General features: G+C 31.2%; 22 protein-coding genes. 6 read left to right on the top strand and 16 right to left on the bottom strand.

Annotated features, from left to right (window positions below):
• Positions 1 to 107: 107 nt before the first annotated feature.
• The 6 genes from AC1Q51_RS03520 to AC1Q51_RS03495 form a co-directional block, all read right to left on the bottom strand.
• Positions 108 to 1421: a D-alanyl-D-alanine carboxypeptidase family protein gene (locus AC1Q51_RS03520; RefSeq protein WP_000677652.1), complete on the bottom strand. Its 1314-nt coding sequence runs from the start codon at positions 1419 to 1421 to the stop codon at positions 108 to 110.
• A 472-nt stretch (positions 1422 to 1893) separates the two neighbouring features.
• Positions 1894 to 2553 (bottom strand): CatB-related O-acetyltransferase, encoded by a 660-nt coding sequence (locus tag AC1Q51_RS03515; RefSeq protein ID WP_000876940.1) that lies wholly within the window; start codon positions 2551 to 2553, stop codon positions 1894 to 1896.
• A 252-nt stretch (positions 2554 to 2805) separates the two neighbouring features.
• Positions 2806 to 3564 (bottom strand): TSUP family transporter, encoded by a 759-nt coding sequence (locus tag AC1Q51_RS03510; RefSeq protein ID WP_000347984.1) that lies wholly within the window; start codon positions 3562 to 3564, stop codon positions 2806 to 2808.
• 67 nt (positions 3565 to 3631) lie between these two features.
• Positions 3632 to 4882 carry a hypothetical protein gene (locus AC1Q51_RS03505; RefSeq protein WP_090976595.1) on the bottom strand — a complete coding sequence of 417 codons (1251 nt, stop codon included), beginning with the start codon at positions 4880 to 4882 and terminating at the stop codon, positions 3632 to 3634.
• Between the two features lie 525 nt (positions 4883 to 5407).
• The gene (locus AC1Q51_RS03500; protein WP_016512834.1) at positions 5408 to 5686 is read right to left on the bottom strand and encodes an AbrB/MazE/SpoVT family DNA-binding domain-containing protein; all 279 of its coding nucleotides are present in this window, start codon (positions 5684 to 5686) and stop codon (positions 5408 to 5410) included.
• Between the two features lie 140 nt (positions 5687 to 5826).
• Complete coding sequence (locus tag AC1Q51_RS03495) at positions 5827 to 6705, bottom strand: helix-turn-helix domain-containing protein (protein ID WP_016512835.1); 879 nt, start codon at positions 6703 to 6705, stop codon at positions 5827 to 5829.
• A 380-nt stretch (positions 6706 to 7085) separates the two neighbouring features.
• Here AC1Q51_RS03495 and AC1Q51_RS03490 point away from each other — a divergent pair, with 380 nt between their 5' ends.
• Entirely contained in the window at positions 7086 to 7337 is a 252-nt protein-coding gene (locus AC1Q51_RS03490) for a response regulator transcription factor (RefSeq protein ID WP_000827555.1), read from the top strand.
• Between the two features lie 429 nt (positions 7338 to 7766).
• Here AC1Q51_RS03490 and AC1Q51_RS03485 read toward each other — a convergent pair whose 3' ends face one another.
• From AC1Q51_RS03485 to AC1Q51_RS03470, 4 genes are all read right to left on the bottom strand, one after another.
• Positions 7767 to 8948: an agmatine deiminase family protein gene (locus tag AC1Q51_RS03485; RefSeq protein ID WP_061661054.1), complete on the bottom strand. Its 1182-nt coding sequence runs from the start codon at positions 8946 to 8948 to the stop codon at positions 7767 to 7769.
• 304 nt (positions 8949 to 9252) lie between these two features.
• Positions 9253 to 9855, bottom strand: a complete 603-nt coding sequence (locus AC1Q51_RS03480; RefSeq protein WP_071729953.1) for a hypothetical protein — start codon at positions 9853 to 9855, stop codon at positions 9253 to 9255.
• Positions 9856 to 9880: 25 nt separating this feature from the next.
• Complete coding sequence (locus tag AC1Q51_RS03475; RefSeq protein ID WP_053564490.1) at positions 9881 to 10690, bottom strand: C39 family peptidase; 810 nt, start codon at positions 10688 to 10690, stop codon at positions 9881 to 9883.
• 245 nt (positions 10691 to 10935) lie between these two features.
• Positions 10936 to 12432 (bottom strand): aminoacyl-histidine dipeptidase, encoded by a 1497-nt coding sequence (locus AC1Q51_RS03470; protein WP_492331376.1) that lies wholly within the window; start codon positions 12430 to 12432, stop codon positions 10936 to 10938.
• A gap of 211 nt (positions 12433 to 12643) precedes the next feature.
• Between AC1Q51_RS03470 and AC1Q51_RS03465 the strand changes: the two genes are divergently transcribed.
• Complete coding sequence (locus AC1Q51_RS03465; protein ID WP_000713869.1) at positions 12644 to 13033, top strand: YxeA family protein; 390 nt, start codon at positions 12644 to 12646, stop codon at positions 13031 to 13033.
• A 19-nt stretch (positions 13034 to 13052) separates the two neighbouring features.
• On the opposite strand, the gene spoIISB (AC1Q51_RS03460) is transcribed toward AC1Q51_RS03465, so the two are convergent.
• Positions 13053 to 13229, bottom strand: coding sequence for a stage II sporulation protein SB (spoIISB, locus tag AC1Q51_RS03460; RefSeq protein ID WP_088024060.1), 177 nt, complete (start codon positions 13227 to 13229; stop codon positions 13053 to 13055).
• Positions 13230 to 13559: 330 nt separating this feature from the next.
• On the opposite strand from spoIISB (AC1Q51_RS03460), the gene AC1Q51_RS03455 reads away from it, so the two are divergent.
• The 4 genes from AC1Q51_RS03455 to AC1Q51_RS03440 all read left to right on the top strand — a co-directional run bounded on the left by AC1Q51_RS03455 (position 13560) and on the right by AC1Q51_RS03440 (position 15696).
• Entirely contained in the window at positions 13560 to 13784 is a 225-nt protein-coding gene (locus tag AC1Q51_RS03455; RefSeq protein WP_492331375.1) for a WXG100 family type VII secretion target, read from the top strand.
• A gap of 98 nt (positions 13785 to 13882) precedes the next feature.
• Positions 13883 to 14539, top strand: a complete 657-nt coding sequence (locus AC1Q51_RS03450) for a glycine zipper domain-containing protein (RefSeq protein WP_257206323.1) — start codon at positions 13883 to 13885, stop codon at positions 14537 to 14539.
• 60 nt (positions 14540 to 14599) lie between these two features.
• Positions 14600 to 15394 (top strand): YfjC family protein, encoded by a 795-nt coding sequence (locus AC1Q51_RS03445; RefSeq protein WP_176518896.1) that lies wholly within the window; start codon positions 14600 to 14602, stop codon positions 15392 to 15394.
• A gap of 26 nt (positions 15395 to 15420) precedes the next feature.
• Positions 15421 to 15696, top strand: coding sequence for a hypothetical protein (locus tag AC1Q51_RS03440; RefSeq protein ID WP_063547286.1), 276 nt, complete (start codon positions 15421 to 15423; stop codon positions 15694 to 15696).
• A 43-nt stretch (positions 15697 to 15739) separates the two neighbouring features.
• On the opposite strand, the gene spoIISB (AC1Q51_RS03435) is transcribed toward AC1Q51_RS03440, so the two are convergent.
• From spoIISB (AC1Q51_RS03435) to AC1Q51_RS03415, 5 genes are all read right to left on the bottom strand, one after another.
• The gene (gene spoIISB / locus AC1Q51_RS03435) at positions 15740 to 15916 is read right to left on the bottom strand and encodes a stage II sporulation protein SB (protein ID WP_063547285.1); all 177 of its coding nucleotides are present in this window, start codon (positions 15914 to 15916) and stop codon (positions 15740 to 15742) included.
• A 72-nt stretch (positions 15917 to 15988) separates the two neighbouring features.
• Positions 15989 to 16117: a hypothetical protein gene (locus AC1Q51_RS03430; RefSeq protein ID WP_000237818.1), complete on the bottom strand. Its 129-nt coding sequence runs from the start codon at positions 16115 to 16117 to the stop codon at positions 15989 to 15991.
• Between the two features lie 112 nt (positions 16118 to 16229).
• Positions 16230 to 16967, bottom strand: a complete 738-nt coding sequence (locus AC1Q51_RS03425; RefSeq protein ID WP_000624982.1) for a type II toxin-antitoxin system SpoIISA family toxin — start codon at positions 16965 to 16967, stop codon at positions 16230 to 16232.
• A gap of 238 nt (positions 16968 to 17205) precedes the next feature.
• On the bottom strand, positions 17206 to 17943 hold the full coding sequence (gene gpmA / locus AC1Q51_RS03420; protein ID WP_098352983.1) for a 2,3-diphosphoglycerate-dependent phosphoglycerate mutase: 738 nt from the start codon (positions 17941 to 17943) through the stop codon (positions 17206 to 17208).
• Between the two features lie 166 nt (positions 17944 to 18109).
• A complete protein-coding gene (locus AC1Q51_RS03415) occupies positions 18110 to 18592 on the bottom strand; it encodes a MarR family winged helix-turn-helix transcriptional regulator (RefSeq protein ID WP_000191889.1) in 483 nt (160 codons plus the stop codon).
• Positions 18593 to 18695 lie beyond the last annotated feature (103 nt).

The following is an 18695-nucleotide window of genomic DNA, read 5'->3' as shown; positions in this document are numbered from 1 at the left end:
TTGACCTCCATTTCTTTATATACATAATTTAAAACAAAATATTTAATACAAAGAAAAGATTTTATTAAATTTTTATAAAGTGAAACATTTAGTTGTATCCTATAAAATTAGCTTTTTACTATATCAATCGCACTATCCCACATACCACTAAAAAAAGATCCTGTTTTACGTATAAAACGTGTAAACCAATTTGCTTGTTCCACATCAGATTTTGTTACAAGGTCTATTTGTAATGATTTACCTGATAAGAACCCAGGATCTGTATTATCTTTAGGCGAGATAATCATTTTGCTAATTGTTACACCTTTTTTAATAGGCGCTTCTTGTTCTTTATTCAATACTTTAAATTCTTTTTTATAAATGTCTTTATTGCCCTTCGGCATTGGAAGTGAAACAGCTTGCTTCGTTTGAACTACTACATCTTTGTCTTTTGCATTTGCCACTCGAACTGTTTCATATCCTTTTATTACTGAATCTTTTCCGTAGACATTCTTCACTTCAAAATTCGCAAATCCATAATCGTATAATTTCTTTGTTTCATCAAAACGTGCCGTATGAGATTTTGCTTTTATCACTACAGAAATTAGGCGCATACCATTTCTTTCTACTGTACCAGTGAAACAATCTCCCGCTTCTGGAGTCGTTCCTGTTTTCAAACCATCTACACCTTCATATTGCTTAATTAAACCTTTTAACATCCAGTTAAAGTTCGCCATATCAATTGGATATTTACCACCCTCTTGGAATGTTTTTTTAGGAATTTTTGCTGTATTTAATATTTGGGGGAAATCTTGAATAAGACGTTGTGCTAAAATTGCACAATCCCTTGCAGACATTTTATTTTTCTCGTCTAGAGTTGTCCCTTCTAGGTGATATCCTTTTAAATCTTGATTTGTTAAGCCTGTAGAGTTTACAAATTTATAATCTTTCATTCCAAACTCTTTCGACTTATCGTTCATCATTTTTACAAAATTAACTTCTTTACCAGCAATCTGTTCAACTAAAGCAATTGTTGCACCATTTGCAGAGTAAATTGCCATTGCCTCATATAACTCTTTTACCGTATAAGAGCCACCATTTTCTAATGGAACGTTTGATAATGAACGATCTTGCGAAATCTTATGTGCATATTCAGAGATTTTAACTTTTTGATCCCATTTAAGTTTTCCTTTATCCACCGCTTCATGAACTAAGTATTCGCTCATCATTTTTGTCATACTAGCAATTGCCAATGATTCATCTACATTTTTTTCATATAAAATTTTTCCGGAATTTGCTTCTATTAAAATTGCTGATCCCGCTTCAACGTCTATAGCAGAAACTGTTTCCGCTGCTGCTCTTCCAAATGTAACGAACATGCTAAAAAATAGTGTAAGCACTGTTACTATTGCAATAAATCTCTTGCAAAACATACCTTTCACTTCTGTTACCTCCAATATCTTTGTACTCAAAAAAGCGTTATTCTAACATAATCTCAAAAAAACAGACAGTGTTCTCAAATTGTATATACATATAAGACATTAGAATCGCTTTCATATAGACCATCTCACCCGACACTTTTAGATGCCCTGATACTTTGTATTCCCACACATATCCCTATTTTTAATCCCCTTATATTTTTCAAAATGATTCGCACTTTCATATTTTTTAGGATTACAATTAATAGACAATCTAGATATTACATTTGTTCCATATTTACAAAAAATAAAGTGAAACTTTAATCAGTGGGGGTCTTACTGCCCGTTAATGCTTTATTAGCTATCAAGGATTTTAATTATTCAATTCAGCTATTTGCTAGACTTATATTAGAGATGAATTTTCTTTAGTCTAAACTATTAGTTTTTTGTAATAAAAAAACTACACCCTATACTGGATGTAGTTTTTCTAACTGATTTATTTATTTTTCACTTTATTTTTATAAAAAGCAAATAATGGTTCGATGGATGGACTAGATAACAGCGGAATTGCCTTCTCAATCAATTTCCTATCCCAATCAAACCAACGCATTTCCATTAACATATTTATTTCTGTATCAGTAAATCGTTTCTTTATTTCCTTAGCAGGATTTCCACCAACTATTGTATACGGCGGAACATCTTTACTTACGACAGATCCCGCAGCAACAATTGCCCCTTCACCAATAGTAACGCCAGGCATTATTATAGCATTCATTCCAATCCAAGCATCACTTTTTATGACTGTATCGCCCTTAGGTTCATATGATTGTTCAATTTGCTCAGCAAATGGATATACTGTAATCCATTCTGAGTGATGATTATGGTTACCACCCATTAAAATGACTACTCCACTTGCAATGCAAACATAATTCCCAATAATGAGTTTATCAAGATGCCATCCCATCTGTTCAATTGGATTGAAAAGTGCTTGAGACTTAGCATCCCCCCACAAATACCTTACACAGCCATCTTCAAAATTTTGATGACTATAATAGCCTGAATAATAGGAGTACTCTCCCACTTCAATGAGTGGATTTGTTACTATATCTTTTATATACTGTGTTTCTGACCAATGATTAAATAATGGATACTTCATAACTTTATTCCTCGCTTCTAAGTATTATATATTTTGCTATTTACTTAGAAGCTTACTACGACAGCTACATTTTTTAGCTTTCTCAAACGACGAATCATTATCTTCAAGCCTTTCTTTTATACTAAAAAAAGCATAACGCAATACATTACACTAGTCAAATTGTGTAATTTTGAACACATCTTAAACAGCGTAATACTGCAATAAGAACATGAAAACACTCTAACTTTGATCCAAATAATATTTTGATTACATTTAGTTCATATTTTGTAAAAAAATTTTAATTGCCATGACAAAGCAAACAATAACCACTATTGGTCGTATTAATGACGTCCCTTTTGTAAGCACCATCTTCGCTCCAATATATGATCCTATAATTTGACCAAGCATCATAATCAACCCAATTGTCCAATCGATTTGGCCAAAAATAATAAAATATAACAAAGCGGCGAAATTACTTGTAAAATTCAAGATCTTAGCATTTGCAGTTGCTCTTGTAGCACTATATCCACATAAAAGAATGAATGCTAAAGCAATTAAACTACCTGTTCCTGGGCCGAAGAAGCCATCATAAAATCCAAGGAATGGAGCCACTGTTAACGCAAACAACAACATACTTATTTTTCTCGGTCGATCTTCGTTTGCTATATTTGGAGATAATAGAAAATAAAGACCAATAATAATAAGTAAAAAAGGTAATATCATGATTAGATATTCTGCCCGTATCTGTAAAACAAGCCATCCACCGAAAACGGATCCCAAAAAGGTCATTAAGATGGACAAACGCATATCTTTGAGATTAATTTCTTTCTTCTTAATAAAAATCATTGTTGCCATGAGGGTTCCGCTACTCCCTTGTAGTTTATTAGTTGCTATCGCTACAGAAGGAGACATACCTACTAATAACATTATCGGGATAGTTATCATACCGCCGCCCCCAGCAATTGTATCTATCCATCCTGCTAATACAGCTACTAAAAATAGTAGTATGAGTAATTCAATAGTAAAATCCATACAAAGAATAGGGGCAGGCTTGAGCTATTATAACCCAAACCTCCCCATCGCCCCTCCTCTCTTTAAACTAGTTAATGATATCTGTAAAGTAACTTTCTTTCTGATCACGTAATCGGCTGGAAACGTACTGCCTGCAAACAATTCTTCTTCCGTACTTATTATCTCCAATCGGGATTTTATATTCTTCCTCAGATAACCTTTCCCTACCATGAGTTACATTTGTTTGTTTACCATAGTATGAATTTGGGATAATTAATAAATCTTCAGATGTAAGTGGAACCTTATAAGTAGGCGTTGTTCGTAAGAGTTCTAAAAACATGTCAAATTTCAATTTTTCTTCTTCACTTTCTCCCACATAAATCAATCTATTTTCTGCTCCATTCAAACAAGTTGCAATAATATCACCATTATCATCCAAAAATATAATTTGGTTTATTTCCCCTACAAATCCAGATATTTCACCATCCGCCATTCCTGCGATATGAGCAATAGGCATTTTACTTATCGCCAATATATCATCTTTACTGAAGTGATTTTCTTCAAGATGCTTTTGAAGTAATTTTGGCGTTCCAATATGAGTTTGAGTTTTTAAATTTAACACTCCTTTTAATAAAAGAGCATCAACTCTAGTAAATTTTCCACAAGTAATTTCAGACACTATTCGTTCCACGGATTTATTAAGTCTATTTGATACAATTTCTAAATTTGTATTGAATGTTTTCAATCTTGCTTCAATATCTGATTGGTCTTTCATATCTGTAAACACTGTGGCATCGTTATGTTGATAAAAATTCCCACCACCGGTGCTTGCACCGACATTTCGCAAAACTTCATCGTTGTTCAAAGGGGAAATGAGGTGAAATCTATTTTTCCCTGCATGTTCGGATGGGTGAATTAAAGCATCATAATTAAAAAGTGTGGCAAAAAGCCATGTGACCCATTCTGCATAAAAATATTTTTTCATTCTATCGTCTTCGTCTTCACCATAATTAAAACCTTTGCGATTCTCCCCAGGTAATAGTGTTTCCATAGGATCACATGGAATATTTTTAATAAGAGTAGGTGGTACGTTCCCACCACAATTCGCTACTTTTATCATATGTAGTAGTTTTTTTATGTCTGAATTCGAAGTTTTCTTTGAATAATCAATCAAACAATTAAGCCACTCTCTCGAAAAGCTTGCAGCTATTTCTTGATCACAAGTATACGGATTATGAGTTTTTAATTCATAGTCTATTAGATTCTTGATTTTATCCTTCAATACATTAGGAATGCTAATTTCTTCAATTTCTGTAATCTGCAGTGTTCCTTTATTCATTATAAAACCTCCGTTGTTTTATTTTTTCACACCATATCTTCTATTAAATGAACTACCTACTTCTTTTTTGCTCCTTTGCTTTTCTTCAAAGCTATTAGAACTACCAATTTACAGATAAAAAACGTGGAGTATAAGAGATTTCTTCTTAGTCACATTTCCCCCACGAATCTCCGTTAAATTGGCAAATTTAATTTGAAAATCTGATTCATTTTCATACTTTACTTTCAAACTATGTTTATATGATTTTCAATTCAAGTAAGAGTATTTCATTTTCTAAAGTTTTCCTGAGTTTAAAATCAGAATTTTCAAGATAAATATATTGACACTAAAAATATAACACGAAACCAAAAAATGTAAATAAATAGTATTTTTATAAAAAATAGTCAGACTATTTATGAGTTAATTCGTATTTCATTGAACCAACTACGGCCTCTCAATTTTATTGATAACAATAAAAAGGTCCCCTAAATGGTGATAGAGGACCTTTTTCCAAGTATATTCTATTTTAAATTTCTTACTTACCTTTTATTTTAAAAGATATTGCTGTAACTTCTTTATTAACAGTTCCATGCCGTTTGGACTTACAATAATCTTCCCATTCGCTAACGAAATATTGCTGTCTGAAATATCCCCTGTAAGTGCACAAGCTCTTGGAGATTGATATTTTCGTAAAATAATCTGATCCTCTTCTATAAACATTTCAAGAGAATCTTTTTCTACAATTCCTAAACTCCGTCTTATTTCCATTGGAATAACAATACGCCCCATGCTATCTGCTTTACGAGTAATCCCTCTTGTTTTCATAAAATGCCACCCTTTATTTTTATCTAATATTACGGTACTTATTTTAGCAATAAACAACAATTAGGAATAGTTCGTATTACAGCACTTTTTTTAGGAATAAATACCAATTAGGAATCACTTATGTTAGAATTATTTCTTGTTTATTCTTGATTTTTAATATATTTATCCTTGATCATTTTTATATATTGTTTTCTTTCTGTTAATTCAAATATAAATAATGCCTTTTTTATGTATGTTAAACCAACTTCATTAGAGTGCTGAACTTTTAATAAAATTGCACCTTTTTCAAAGAATAATTCACCTAATAAGTATAAAGTATTCATATTTATGGCTAATTTTATGCCTATTTCACTATACTTTATTGCTTCTTCATATTGATTTGCAAGGTGTAAACATTTTGTTAACGTATGAATGAGTCTTAATTTGATTTCTTTTTCTCTAGGAAATTCTATCTTATTAAAATTAATTAAACTTTGTTTTAATATATTTATACTTTTCTCATACTCTTTATTTTCTGCATGTATTATAGCAATTGAATTCATTATGCTTATTTCTTTTTCTGATAAAAAGTTACTACTACTTAAGGTTTGTTTTAGTGCTCTATTTAAAATGTCAAAAGCATTAATTGTTGCTCCATTTACATAATATATAGCAATCGCTTCATGCCATAATAGAAATTGTTTATCTTCTTTTGATTGGAAATTATTTTCGTTTTTCTCTTTTTTCACTATTTCGTAAAGCTCATTATATTGTTTTTGTTTCACACAATCTCTCATTACATATTTTACATTTTCAATATATTTTATTTTTTTGTTTTTGGTTAGTGCAAATATATAATTTGGATCAATACCAAGTCTTTCAGATAATTGATACAACAATATGCTAGATGGATAAATAATACCTTTTTCTATCTTACTAATTTGACTTTGTGAACATATTCCATGGCATAATTCAGATTGTGACATGTTTTTTTTCTTTCTAAGTTCTTTAATAATAATACCAAGATTGTAGAATTCCATCTTTCCTCCCTCAAATGTAACACTTTATGAGTATAAGAATATTTTCCAACTTTTAATGTAATGTAAAATTAATATAGTTACAATTACTAATTATATGGATTTATAGTTTCTTTTACAAACTTGTATCACAATACGAGAAATTATTAAAATATGGTTCACTAATAATCAATGGGAGTTTTATTCATGCCCACTGATTATTAGTCCACTCCAGGCAGGCATTTACAGAGAGTCCGACTTCTTTGCCACAGCTAAATTTTGAGGTGGGTATCTTACTGTCCGCAAATAGCGAAATTAAAAGAACTAAATATGATTTTCCACCTTTATTTCTTTTAATAGTTTCTTTTGATTTTTATATAAATCATTTCGAAGGAGCGTATTTTATGAAAAGAATGTTGACCGAAAGAGAGTTAGAAGTGGCTATTTATGTAGCAAAAGGATTTACAGATGTAGAAATTTCAAAAAAAATATATGTTACCCCTCGAAGAATTTCAACGATAATTAATCATATTAAAGAAAAATGGCATATTAATTCTAGAGTAGAATTAGGTATTTTAGTTTATCATTATGGTTTTATAGATGCACCCTTATTTTCAAATAAAGAAAATCATTTATTCGAAAAGGTTGCACAATAATTGACCAAGTATAATGTGGTTCATTTACAAATAAAAACAGAAAAGTCGCTGAACTTTTATTATTTAAGGTAATTCTGTATTCTGAAGGTAATGGGCATGTATGGCTTGCTAAAAGAAAAAATATAGATTGTATTTAGATATTTTAGTAAGACTAATTGTACCAGGAACTTTTAAAAGGTAAAAACATACCTTTAGACAATGTTTCTTCCGTAACAGCAAGTATAGCTTTTAATGTAGAAAATCCATCCATTTTGATTAAGCTTTTTCAAAAAGGGTGGGTTTCTTCAGTTTATAGGAAAGGTATACTTAACTTATAAACTGAAACTTTAATCATTAGAGCTGCCCGTTAATGCAGGATAAAAAATAAAATAAAATAGGTAAACAGGTTCTCATAAGAAATAGAAAACTTCCCTAAACACTATAAATATATTATTTTAAATTAATTGGTTGTTGTTGAGTAATACAATGGATCATACCACCATTTTTATAAAGCTCTCTTACATCAACCCCCACCACTTTACGATCAGGATAAAGTTTTTGAATCGTCTCATTTGCTATTTTATCATTAGGGTCATTATAGTTAGGTACTAAGATAACTTGATTCGCTATATAATAATTAATATATGAACCTTTATAATCAAGTTGCTTTCCGTTTTCTAATGTAACATTATTCTTGCTTAGCGGCAGATATACATACTTGTACTTATTACCCTCAGCATCTTTTGCCTGCAACAACTTGTTAATATCTTTATCAGACGTTCCCCATTCAGCTAAATCTTTTTTGTTTAATGTTATAATAGTAGATTTATCGTGGAATTTTGCAAATCCATCAATATGAAAATCAGTAATATCTAAGTTAGGTACTCCATCTAACCAAATAAAATTTGTTACCCCAAGGTCACTAATATATTTTTCAATATATTTTTCTGACAATTTTGCATTTCTATTTTTATTCGTTACAGCACTTCTAGTTAGTAAAGCAGTTCCATTACCATCTAATTCAAATGCGCCACCTTCAAGAACAAATTTATTCCAATCAATTCTTTCAATTCCTAACTGTTTACTAAGATTCTCACGAAGACGAGCATCTTTCTTATATGGTGTTTTCTTTCCCCATCCGTTAAATCCTGGGTCTAATATCTTTAGATTTTTGTCATTATCATAAACAAAAATTGGTCCAGTATCTCTCGCCCATACATCGTCAGTAGGTGCGATAAAGAAATCAATTTTCCCCATATTTACCCCGTGATCTATTAAAACCTCAGTAATTCTTTCTTTTTCTTCTTGATCATATGCAACAATATGAACTTTTTCGCCTTTGCTTAAAGCATTTGTCATTTGAATCCAAATTGGCTCTACTTCTTGCTGATATTTTTGCCCATATGTAAATTCATGAGGCCATTGTAGCCATGTTCCTTCATGTTTGCTTTTTTCATCTGGCATTGTATACTTTCCTACTTGTTTTCGTACCTCTACTTTCTTCATATCTTTTCTTTGCGTTTTTTCAATTTCCTTCGCCTGAACTTTCTCAATCCCTTTCCCTAGAGCATAACCACTGAAAATAGATGTGGTTAGTATAGCACTCATACACAAATTCGTTATTTTTTTCATTTCTTAACCTCCTTTTCTGTCTTACTGTAAACCTTTACATAGTGTGAAGGTCAAGCTTTTCCGTTTGAATTATTTAAATATTTTAAATGTGAAGTGTAATTTGAATCGAACTTTATACAAAACAAGTAAGAATCAACTATTTCTACTATAATCATCATTTTTTCATAAAATCTTACACTCTTTTCTTATGTTATTCTTTTTATACTATGTACTGTATTATTTTCGAAAATAATACAGTACATGAAATTTCATATTAAATACATATTCATTTATTTATTGATTTGTTTATTCAGTTTATATTTAACTATTCAAAAGCAGTTACAATTCTCTCTTTCATTTTCTGTAATACTTCACTGCTCAATACTTTTTGACCAGCAGGAAGTTTTAATATGGCAGCGGCACCTTTACTAAGGTATATTTCTTGATCATTATTTTGATTTACTACCAATATTCCTTGTCCTTCAAATTCGAAATAACTAATATCTTTTGTTTCATTTGTATTATTCTTTATTGCTGTATATAATCCATATAAATCTTTACTTCTATTTTCTCCGCCCGTTCGAATCGGTTCAATATCATTCGCAACAATTAGTCCTTCTGGCTGCTCACCCTTCATAATAAACCACAACTTTTCATTTGTTGGTAATAGTAAATGCTTAAATTCAGAGCTATTTAAAATTTGCTGTGCTGGAATTGTTTCATAGATTGGTAACGAAAATGGAGATGTTGTTATTTTTTCAAAGCTTAAATTTTCAGAAGAACTTCCCTTACTATATTGATAATCTTTTAATGCGATCGATTGTACCGATTCACTTTTATTTTTTGATGCATAACTAATTTTACTAGCGAAAATAATAACGGTCATTAAACACATGCACGGTATCACAAGCTTAAGTAGTTTTCCCATTTATGAACCCCCGCTTTTAATATTATTAGTTTGCATGGATATTATAAACAGTTTCACTCCACCAAAAATTATTATTGTTATGGAACGTACTGAAATTATGATTATAATGATCACCATACCAAGGGTCCATGTACGTTATATAATCTGTTCCATTTGTCCCTTTATAAAATCCATCAAGTACTACAAAGTGTCCGATGTTAGCTCCATTTTGCCACATAATGAGTGCAATCATCGGCTGATTACTATTAATTTGACTTTTGAACCAATCATACGATTTTGCTCCAGAACTTATAGCTGAGCTAACACCATATCCCGATAATCCATATTGTATTTCACGTGAAGTTGCAGGATTATTATATGATCCACCCTTAACATACCTAACGTACTGATCTTGTGAAGGAGTTTTCCCAAAATAATTTAAAACTGAAACCGAAGTGCCTGCCCAACACCAATTTGATCTTTCTTGTAATATGTTAGGTACAGATAATTTACGATCTATTGATGTATTTGGAGGATTTCCATTAATATACGCTGACGTTACATATACTTTTTTTCCATCTTTAAAATAATAAAACCAACGATTATCTAAATTTCCTGTCCAGTAATCTTTAACCGCTTCACCATACTCCCATCCTTTAAAAGATACTTTTGTATTTCCGGGAATCACATCTACAATATTTGCATTCAAACTTTTTGCCTCTCTAACATTTACATTCAATGGAGCTGTTGTTCCTGTAAATTCAACTTCCTCTGCTATTATTTTCTGAACACCAATAAAACTAAATGTGAAGAACAATAAAAACATACAAACAATAAAATGCTTTCTTCCCTTCATTTCTCCACCCCTTCATCAGTACTAAAAAACATCAACAATTCATCCTTATTAATTGTTCAAGCTTAATATTACATACTAACGAAAAATGACTTCTCATAAAGTGAAACTTTGATCAGTAGTGGTTTTATTCATCCCCCACTGATTGTTAGTTAAACCAATCGGGCTGCTCTGCAAATAGCGGGATAAATTCCAATACAAAAAAGGAGCCTATAAATTTTTATAGGCTCCTTTTTATTTCGTCGTTATTACTTAGCTAATTCTTTTGTACCCTTCATTACATCAATGAAGAATCCCCAGTTATTCACTACAGAAGAGATACTGATATGTTCATCTGGAGTGTGGACGTTAAAAATGTCTGGTCCGAATGAAATTGCATCTAATTCAGGCATTTTTTGAACGAATGCGCTACACTCAATCCCCGCATGCACAGCGAAGATTTCAATTTCTTTATTGTATTTTTCTTGATGCACTTTTTCAAATAAATTACGAATTTGTGAGTTTGGATTGTATGGCCATTCTGGATACTCTGACTCTATTTCAAATGTAGCACCAACTAATTCAGCAATATATTTGATTTCTTCTGCAACATGTTGTTTTAAACTACTTACAGAACTTCGCACTTCGTTACGTAATTTAATTTCATCTTGCAACGTTTCAATAACGCCTAAATTTGTTGAGCTTTCTACAAGACCTTTAATATCCATGCTCATACTTTGAATGCCATTTGGAATTAAGAATAATGATGAAATAAGCTGCTTTTGTGTCTCTTTAGCGAATACTTTTTCAACTTTTTCAACTTTTTCAACTTTTTCAACTTTTTCATCCAATTTTGTCAGTGTAACATGAACATCTGGATCAACAGCACGCATTTCTTCTTGTAATACACGTGTCCATGATTCTAGTTTTTCTTCTACTTGTCCTACATCTTCTGTACGAATTAAAATTGTAGCTACACTTTCACGCGGAATTGCATTCGTTTTTAATCCGCCGTGAACTTCACTTATGTTAAACTCCGTATGTGCTGATAAATCACGTAATACTCGTCCTAATACTTTGTTCGCATTACCGCGTTGTTTATCAATTTCCATACCAGAATGTCCGCCTTTTAGACCACCAACATATAGACGGTATGCATCCATATTCGCTGGCGTTTCATCCCAAATTACGGGAATTGTTTCAACAGCTTTCGCACCACCTGCACTACTTACAAGTAATTTATGATCTTCTTCAGAATCAATATTTATAAATATCTTTCCTTCAAAATGATTTGGATCAATAGCAAAAGCCCCGCCCATTGTCGTTTCTTCTTCAGTAGTGATAACGACTTCAAGTGCTGGATGCGTAATTTCTTTTGAATCTAATAAAGCTAATGCATACGCAACTGCAATACCATTATCAGCACCTAAAGTTGTTTGATTTGCATATAACATATCCCCAATGATTCTTAATTCAATTGGATCTTTTTCAAAATCATGTACTGTTGCTTGATTTTTTTCGCAAACCATATCCATATGACCTTGAATAATAATAGCTGGTACATTTTCATAACCAGCTGTTGCTTCTTTTTTAATAATGACATTTAATGCTTCATCTTGAATGACTTCTAAGTTACGCTCTTTTGCAAAGCCCACTAAATAATCACTAATTTCCTTTTCATTACCTGATCCTCTAGGAATCTTTGAAATTTCTGCAAAATGATAAAATACAGGGTGCTTTGTTAATTGTTCTAAAGTAGAATACATTTTTCAAGCTCCTTTCAAAATGAAAAAATAGTATGTAAGTCTTTTATCATTATACCATGATTCATTATTTTACCTTTCTTTTAACTTTTATTGTTCATTTTATGTAAAACACTCTTACAACATTGTAAGGGCATTGTAATCTATATCGATTTTTCTCATTTAATAATAGCCGTATACTTTTTAAAGAAACACATTAAAGGAGATAAAGAAAATGAAAAAGTTTTTAGCAATTATTACACTATGTTTATTATTTTCTAGTTTTACTATTGGCTGTGAGAGAGCGTCACTAAATAGAATTGGCAAAGATGTATATTACATGCAGATAAAAGGCGAAGGAACTATCGAAAAGGTAGATGGTAGAAACTTACGAAACTATACGCTGCCCGCATATGATGAAGATGGCGTCAAAAAACAAATTACATTTAGAAGTACAAAAAAAGAAAACAATCATAAATTAAATGCAGACGCGTTTTTACGCCTTTATGTAGATCAAGATGATAATAATAAAAATGAAATATCATCAATTGAAGTAAAGTCCTATGAAGAGATTCAGAAAGCAGATTTGCCTGAAAAAATAAGAGAAAAGTTTACTATTAAATAAAAAAACAAAAGAAAATGCTCTATGCATTTTCTTTTTTTCTTTTCACCTGTATATATTTTGAACTACTATTATTCATCAGTTTCTCTAACCGATTTATATTCTCCGTTAATGCACCTTTCACAAGAGAGAAATCTGTATTGGATTCTTCTTTTTTTTCTTTAAAAAACGAAGACTTTTGTACATTGACTTCAGCCATCTCTTCTCCCCCTTTTCAAAAAGATACAACCTTTTATTTATATTATATAGCAAATGTAGAAAGAGTGTACACTTATTATTTTCTTTTTAATTCTTCTTCTAATTCTTCTACTTGCTGCAACGTATCACCTTTTATTAAAGAGAAATCTGTTGTACCTTCAACTCCTATCTCACATTATCTCTTTTTTATTTTTGTTAATTATCATAAAATTAACAACATTAATCTACTACTACTTAATAATATTTGATATTATTAAGTAGTAAATTAATGGAATTATCATCTAATATATTTTTGGTTAAAATAATTTTTCATACAAGGAGGTTAACCATATTGAATATTATCGTGACTCCAGAATTATTAGAATGTTCAGCCGAAAAATTCAAAAGTGCTCAAGAACAAGCACAAGTACAATTTACCAACCTTCGAAAAGATATCTCATATCTTGAATCAATTTGGTATGGTTCTACCAAAGAAAAGTTTTATTATGATTTTCAACAATCTATCCAAGTAATGAATAAATATATTCATTACTTGGATAGATTGAAACTCAACTAAAAAGGGCAGCCGAAAAATTCAGAAAAGTAGATGATGAAACAGGAGCTGAGTTATGCACAAATAATGGGAGTTTACTCGATTCTCTCAAAAAGGGATTGATGACCGCATTATCTCCCACCGTTAAATTAGGTATAATGGCAGGTGTATTAAATGTTATTCCAAACAAAAAAAGAAATGATTTAGTAGATATCGTCACTCGTAAATGGGTTAATGGTAAGGCGGGAGAATTATGGAATAAATTAATTCCCTTGAAAGACTTTTCAACATTAGAAAAAACCGCTGCATCATTAGGAAAATTAGATAAATCTCTTCCTAAAAATAGTATTAAAGAATCTAATATTTCTAAGCATATTATAAAAAATATGAAACCCTTTGGTATAGCTTCCATTACCCTTACTACATTAGGTGAAGTAAATTCATTAACATCAGCCATACAAAGTGATTTTAAAAAATATGATGGCTCTCAAGCTGGTGTTAATATTGCTATGGATACAGTTTATTCTACAGGAAAAGTAGTTGGAAATTTAGCTTCAACTTATGCAGGTGGAGTAGCGGGTGCTGAAGCGGGTGCATTAGCTGGCTCATTCATTTTCCCTCCAGTTGGTACAGCTGTTGGTGCAATTGCAGGTGGCATTATTGGTTCTACTGTTGGTGGCACCGCATTCAATGAATTGGCAGATAAATTTGTACCTCGTCAAAAGTTTAAAGAGAGTATTTCAAGTTTTACAGATAGCTTCACTAATTTTTTAAAATAAATTAAAAATCAATTGAAGAAATGAGGTAAAAAAAGTCTCTAATTAGACTTTTTATGAGCTATGAATAAAAAACAAATTGTTTCCATAGAGGAATTAGCATTTCTAATGAACTCTATAGAAAATCAACCTTATGCAAAAGAATTACTAAGTCTTATCTATGATGAACTAGAGAAAGCAGATGTCGAAAAAATATTATTAACTGCAGCGCATTCCCTATTTGCTAGAGGATTATTAAACTTTAATCAACAAACTAAAGAAATGCAATTACAACCGGGTATAAAGAAATTATTCAGCACTATGTGTAATCCGCACCTTTCATTATTACTTCAAAAAGTCGATTTTACAAACGAAACAACGATTACTGCTAACATTTATATTGATAACACTTCAAACGTTACATATCAGAGTTTAGATGGTATTATACATGAAATCGAAGAGATTTCAGACGATAGATTATTTTTAGAATCTAAAAATTTATTACAGCTAGGATTTCAAGAAGAGGAAAAAGAAAGTAACATTGTAGGAACTCTCCCAAACCACATCGTACAAAATATCGAAAAGTTATTCCCATTGTCTATTCAAGAAGGGAAAACAATGTTAATCGAGAATGGATTTAATTCCTTATATGCTGAAAATTTTATAAGGGATTTAAAAACAACGCAGTCGATTTACACTATTATGCGTCTAGATACAACAGAAAAGAATGAGGTTATTTCTGACAATGGATTCTTTGTTATTGAATCACCAAACACTCAATGGCTATTAACTCAAAATATAATAAATGATTCCTTTGATATAACCTATTTAACCAAAAATCTTTTCGAAAATGAAATAGCAAAACTAATAAAACATTAATCCTCTAAGACGGGAGTATATTTATATTGAATAAACATCAGAATTCTAACAAAAAAAAGGAAGGTCTTTTCGAAAATAGGATATTACCTATCATCACTGTTCTTTCAGGTGTAATTCTACTAGTGTACAAAGGGTTAGAATTTATTTCAAAGTATGTACTACTTTTAATCTTATTTGCCCTAATTATTGCTTCTTTATACTTATTGTTTATGCGAGAAATAGTTGGTGCTGCTATTGGATTTATTTTTGCAGCTCTTGGATATTATATGTATAAAATTATTTTTAAACAAAAAAAGAAATAGCGGATAAACAAATCATAAAGATGTAATTTAAAAGAGAATGCTTTTACGCATTCTCTTTTAAATTACCCTCTTTTATATACTTATATGGGATCGCCTCTATAAGTTTTTCTAATCCATTTACATTTTGAGTTAATGCACCTTTCACAAGAGAGAAATCTGTATTTGATTCTTCTTTTTTTTCTTTAAAAAACGAAGACTTTTCTACATTGACTTCAGCCATCTCTTCTCCCCCTTTTCAAAAAGATACAACCTTTTATTTATATTATATAGCAAATATAGAAAGAGTGTACACTTATGATTTTCTTTTTAATTCTTCTTCTAACTCTTCTACTTGCTGCAACGTATCCCCTTTTATTAAAGAGAAATCTGTTGTATCTTCGTTATCTTCTTTAAAAAAATCATTGTCATAATCTTTTACCACTACAATCACCTCTACATGCTAGTGTAGGAATGATTGTCCAATTTCATTCAACTTTGTCGGATTTTGTTTTTAATTTATGTATATAAGAAAAGGACAGAAAAAGATTCTGTCCTTATTTACTAAAATAACTATGATGTATTGTTAAATTATATACATTTTCAAAATCCCGATCTTGCAGGTTATTTTTCTTTCCATCAATAACAATGAAAACGTCACTTACTATTTTTGCTGGTATAATCCCGACATTTTCTACTTGCACCGCTTTCTGCTCATTCAATTGCTCGATATGTTCTAATGGAACGATAATACTAAATTGCGAGCGAATACCACGAAAGTTTGTATTTAATTCCTTCGCGGCTTCAAAAACAACAATTTTCGCACCAATCTTTTCCCCATATGAATCTAAAAATGCATTTAAGCTCTTTGTATATTCCTCTTCCGTATGCCATTCCATCGTACCGAATACTGATGGATTAACATTTTGAATAATTGTCGTGTATATTTCTCCTCTCGCTTTAGATGCAATTAATGATCGTTTTATTGATTGAACTGTCTTGCCAATATCACTAAATTTCGCACCCCATATTTCAGAAATATTAGGTGTTAAAATGAACGCAATATCAACAAAAATAACCATTGCAGTAAACATTAAAAGATTTTTCCAGAGGGTTAAATCAATTCCTTTTATCATGAAATACACGGTGACAGATATGATAAACAAACCATACCAAGTCTTTCTAATACGTTGCTTTTTCTCCTCGTATAACTCCTCATTTTTCCAATAAAAGAAAACAAGGACTACAAAGACAATCGCTAAAACAAATAAGCCAATTCGAATGTTAGAGATCATTAATCACATCACCCTCCATTCAAAAACTACTCACGATATCATTACATGCGCAAGCTGCTCTCTTTATGACAAAAGACGTGGACAAGCTTCTAAAATTAGCTACATCGCATATACATTAGAAAGTACCACGTCTTTTATCCTGTTATTTGTGGGCAGTAAGACCCCCACTGATTAAAATTTCACTTTACCATGAGTCTATATTGTATATGTAGACAAGCATTCATTTCAAATTTTCGTATTAAAAAGAAATATGTTTTGGAATTTCCCCTTCAGGTACTTCTCCATTCATACTTAAATAATAATGACGAATCGGACGTAAGTTTTCGTCTAATTCATAAACAAGCGGAATGCTAGTGGGAATATTTAATGAAACTACACCATCACTTGAAAGGTTGTCTAAATATTTTACTAGCGAGCGAATTGTGTTACCGTGTGATGAAATAATTACTTTATTACCACTTTTTAATGTCGGCGTAATTTCTGAATGCCAATAAGCAAGTACTCTCTTCTCCGTATCCTCTAAACATTCAGTTAATGGAAATTCACCTTTTTTGAGTGTTTTATATCTTGGATCGGTCGCTTCATATCGAGGATCGTCTTCAGTAAGAGCCGGTGGTCTTACATCAACACTTCTTCTCCAAATATGAACTTGCTCCTCACCATATTTTTGTGCAGTTTCATCTTTATTCAGCCCTTGCAATGCACCATAATGTCTTTCATTTAGCTTCCAAGATTTATGTATTGGAACCCAAGTAAGATCCATCTCATGAAGTACAATCCATAACGTCCGAATTGCGCGTTTTAATACTGATGTATAAGCCACATCAAAAGTATATCCGTTTTTCTTTAATATTGCTCCTGCTTCTCTCGCTTCACTTAATCCATTCTCTGATAGATCAACATCTGTCCATCCAGTAAAGCGATTTTCAAGATTCCATAAGCTTTGTCCGTGACGAATAAGTACAAGTTTTATCATTATAATTCCCCTTTCGGAAATGTGAATTTTATTGTTCCATTGCGTACACGTATAAAGTATCTAGTAATGTATCTTTTTATCCATTCACTCTATGACCAAATCATAGTTGCCAAATGTATGGATAAAATTTGTTCTTTTTCAAACGATAAAAACAGAAGTTTTTTCATTATTTTTGATCGACTGGTAGTTCACGTTTCGTTATCCAAGCATCAAAACCTGATCTGCTATTTGCCATTTCATTCATAACTTGGTGCCAATTGTCCTCACATGATTCACCAAATTTTGAAAAAATAGCACCCATTTGTTGTCTTTGTACATCACTCAGTTTTTTCTCTAAATCTGTACCTTTTTCTGTTAAAGACAACTGTTTCACACGTCGATCATGCATAGCTTCATTACTCTCAATTAAGCCCTTTTCCACAAGTTGACGTAGCGGTCCATGGAGAGCTTGTTTACTTATTTCTAATAGTGATAATAACTCATTTACACTTATCCCTGGAAAACGTGCGATAAAAAATAAAATTCGATGATGTACTCGTTGAATGCCATATTCTTTTATAATTTCATCTGGCTTTTCAGTAAATGTTTTATATGCAAAATAAAATAATGCTAATGCCTCATTCATCTGTTCTTCTTTATGTTGTGTCATCTACTTTCCCCCTGTATGTAAATTATACCACAATCTAGTAATGAATATTTTAATCAACGCATTAGAACTTATTTAGTCTATTGAAACATTCATTGCATAATTA

The organism is Bacillus sp. MT94, from assembly GCF_058792475.1.
The sequence above is the reverse complement of the archived record's forward strand: the minus strand, read 5'-3'. Positions and strand labels throughout refer to the sequence as shown.

Bases quoted from the DNA above. Each gene is read 5' to 3' on its own strand.
- AC1Q51_RS03515 (WP_000876940.1), bottom strand. From the start codon at position 2,553: ATGAAGTATCCATTATTTAATCATTGGTCAGAAACACAGTATATAAAA.
- AC1Q51_RS03510 (WP_000347984.1), bottom strand. From the start codon at position 3,564: ATGGATTTTACTATTGAATTACTCATACTACTATTTTTAGTAGCTGTA.
- AC1Q51_RS03505 (WP_090976595.1), bottom strand. From the start codon at position 4,882: ATGAATAAAGGAACACTGCAGATTACAGAAATTGAAGAAATTAGCATT.
- AC1Q51_RS03500 (WP_016512834.1), bottom strand. From the start codon at position 5,686: ATGAAAACAAGAGGGATTACTCGTAAAGCAGATAGCATGGGGCGTATT.
- AC1Q51_RS03495 (WP_016512835.1), bottom strand. From the start codon at position 6,705: ATGGAATTCTACAATCTTGGTATTATTATTAAAGAACTTAGAAAGAAA.
- AC1Q51_RS03490 (WP_000827555.1), top strand. From the start codon at position 7,086: ATGAAAAGAATGTTGACCGAAAGAGAGTTAGAAGTGGCTATTTATGTA.
- AC1Q51_RS03485 (WP_061661054.1), bottom strand. From the start codon at position 8,948: ATGAAAAAAATAACGAATTTGTGTATGAGTGCTATACTAACCACATCT.
- AC1Q51_RS03480 (WP_071729953.1), bottom strand. From the start codon at position 9,855: ATGGGAAAACTACTTAAGCTTGTGATACCGTGCATGTGTTTAATGACC.
- AC1Q51_RS03475 (WP_053564490.1), bottom strand. From the start codon at position 10,690: ATGAAGGGAAGAAAGCATTTTATTGTTTGTATGTTTTTATTGTTCTTC.
- AC1Q51_RS03470 (WP_492331376.1), bottom strand. From the start codon at position 12,432: ATGTATTCTACTTTAGAACAATTAACAAAGCACCCTGTATTTTATCAT.
- AC1Q51_RS03465 (WP_000713869.1), top strand. From the start codon at position 12,644: ATGAAAAAGTTTTTAGCAATTATTACACTATGTTTATTATTTTCTAGT.
- spoIISB (WP_088024060.1), bottom strand. From the start codon at position 13,229: ATGGCTGAAGTCAATGTACAAAAGTCTTCGTTTTTTAAAGAAAAAAAA.
- AC1Q51_RS03450 (WP_257206323.1), top strand. From the start codon at position 13,883: ATGACCGCATTATCTCCCACCGTTAAATTAGGTATAATGGCAGGTGTA.
- AC1Q51_RS03445 (WP_176518896.1), top strand. From the start codon at position 14,600: ATGAATAAAAAACAAATTGTTTCCATAGAGGAATTAGCATTTCTAATG.
- spoIISB (WP_063547285.1), bottom strand. From the start codon at position 15,916: ATGGCTGAAGTCAATGTAGAAAAGTCTTCGTTTTTTAAAGAAAAAAAA.
- AC1Q51_RS03425 (WP_000624982.1), bottom strand. From the start codon at position 16,967: ATGATCTCTAACATTCGAATTGGCTTATTTGTTTTAGCGATTGTCTTT.
- gpmA (WP_098352983.1), bottom strand. From the start codon at position 17,943: ATGATAAAACTTGTACTTATTCGTCACGGACAAAGCTTATGGAATCTT.
- AC1Q51_RS03415 (WP_000191889.1), bottom strand. From the start codon at position 18,592: ATGACACAACATAAAGAAGAACAGATGAATGAGGCATTAGCATTATTT.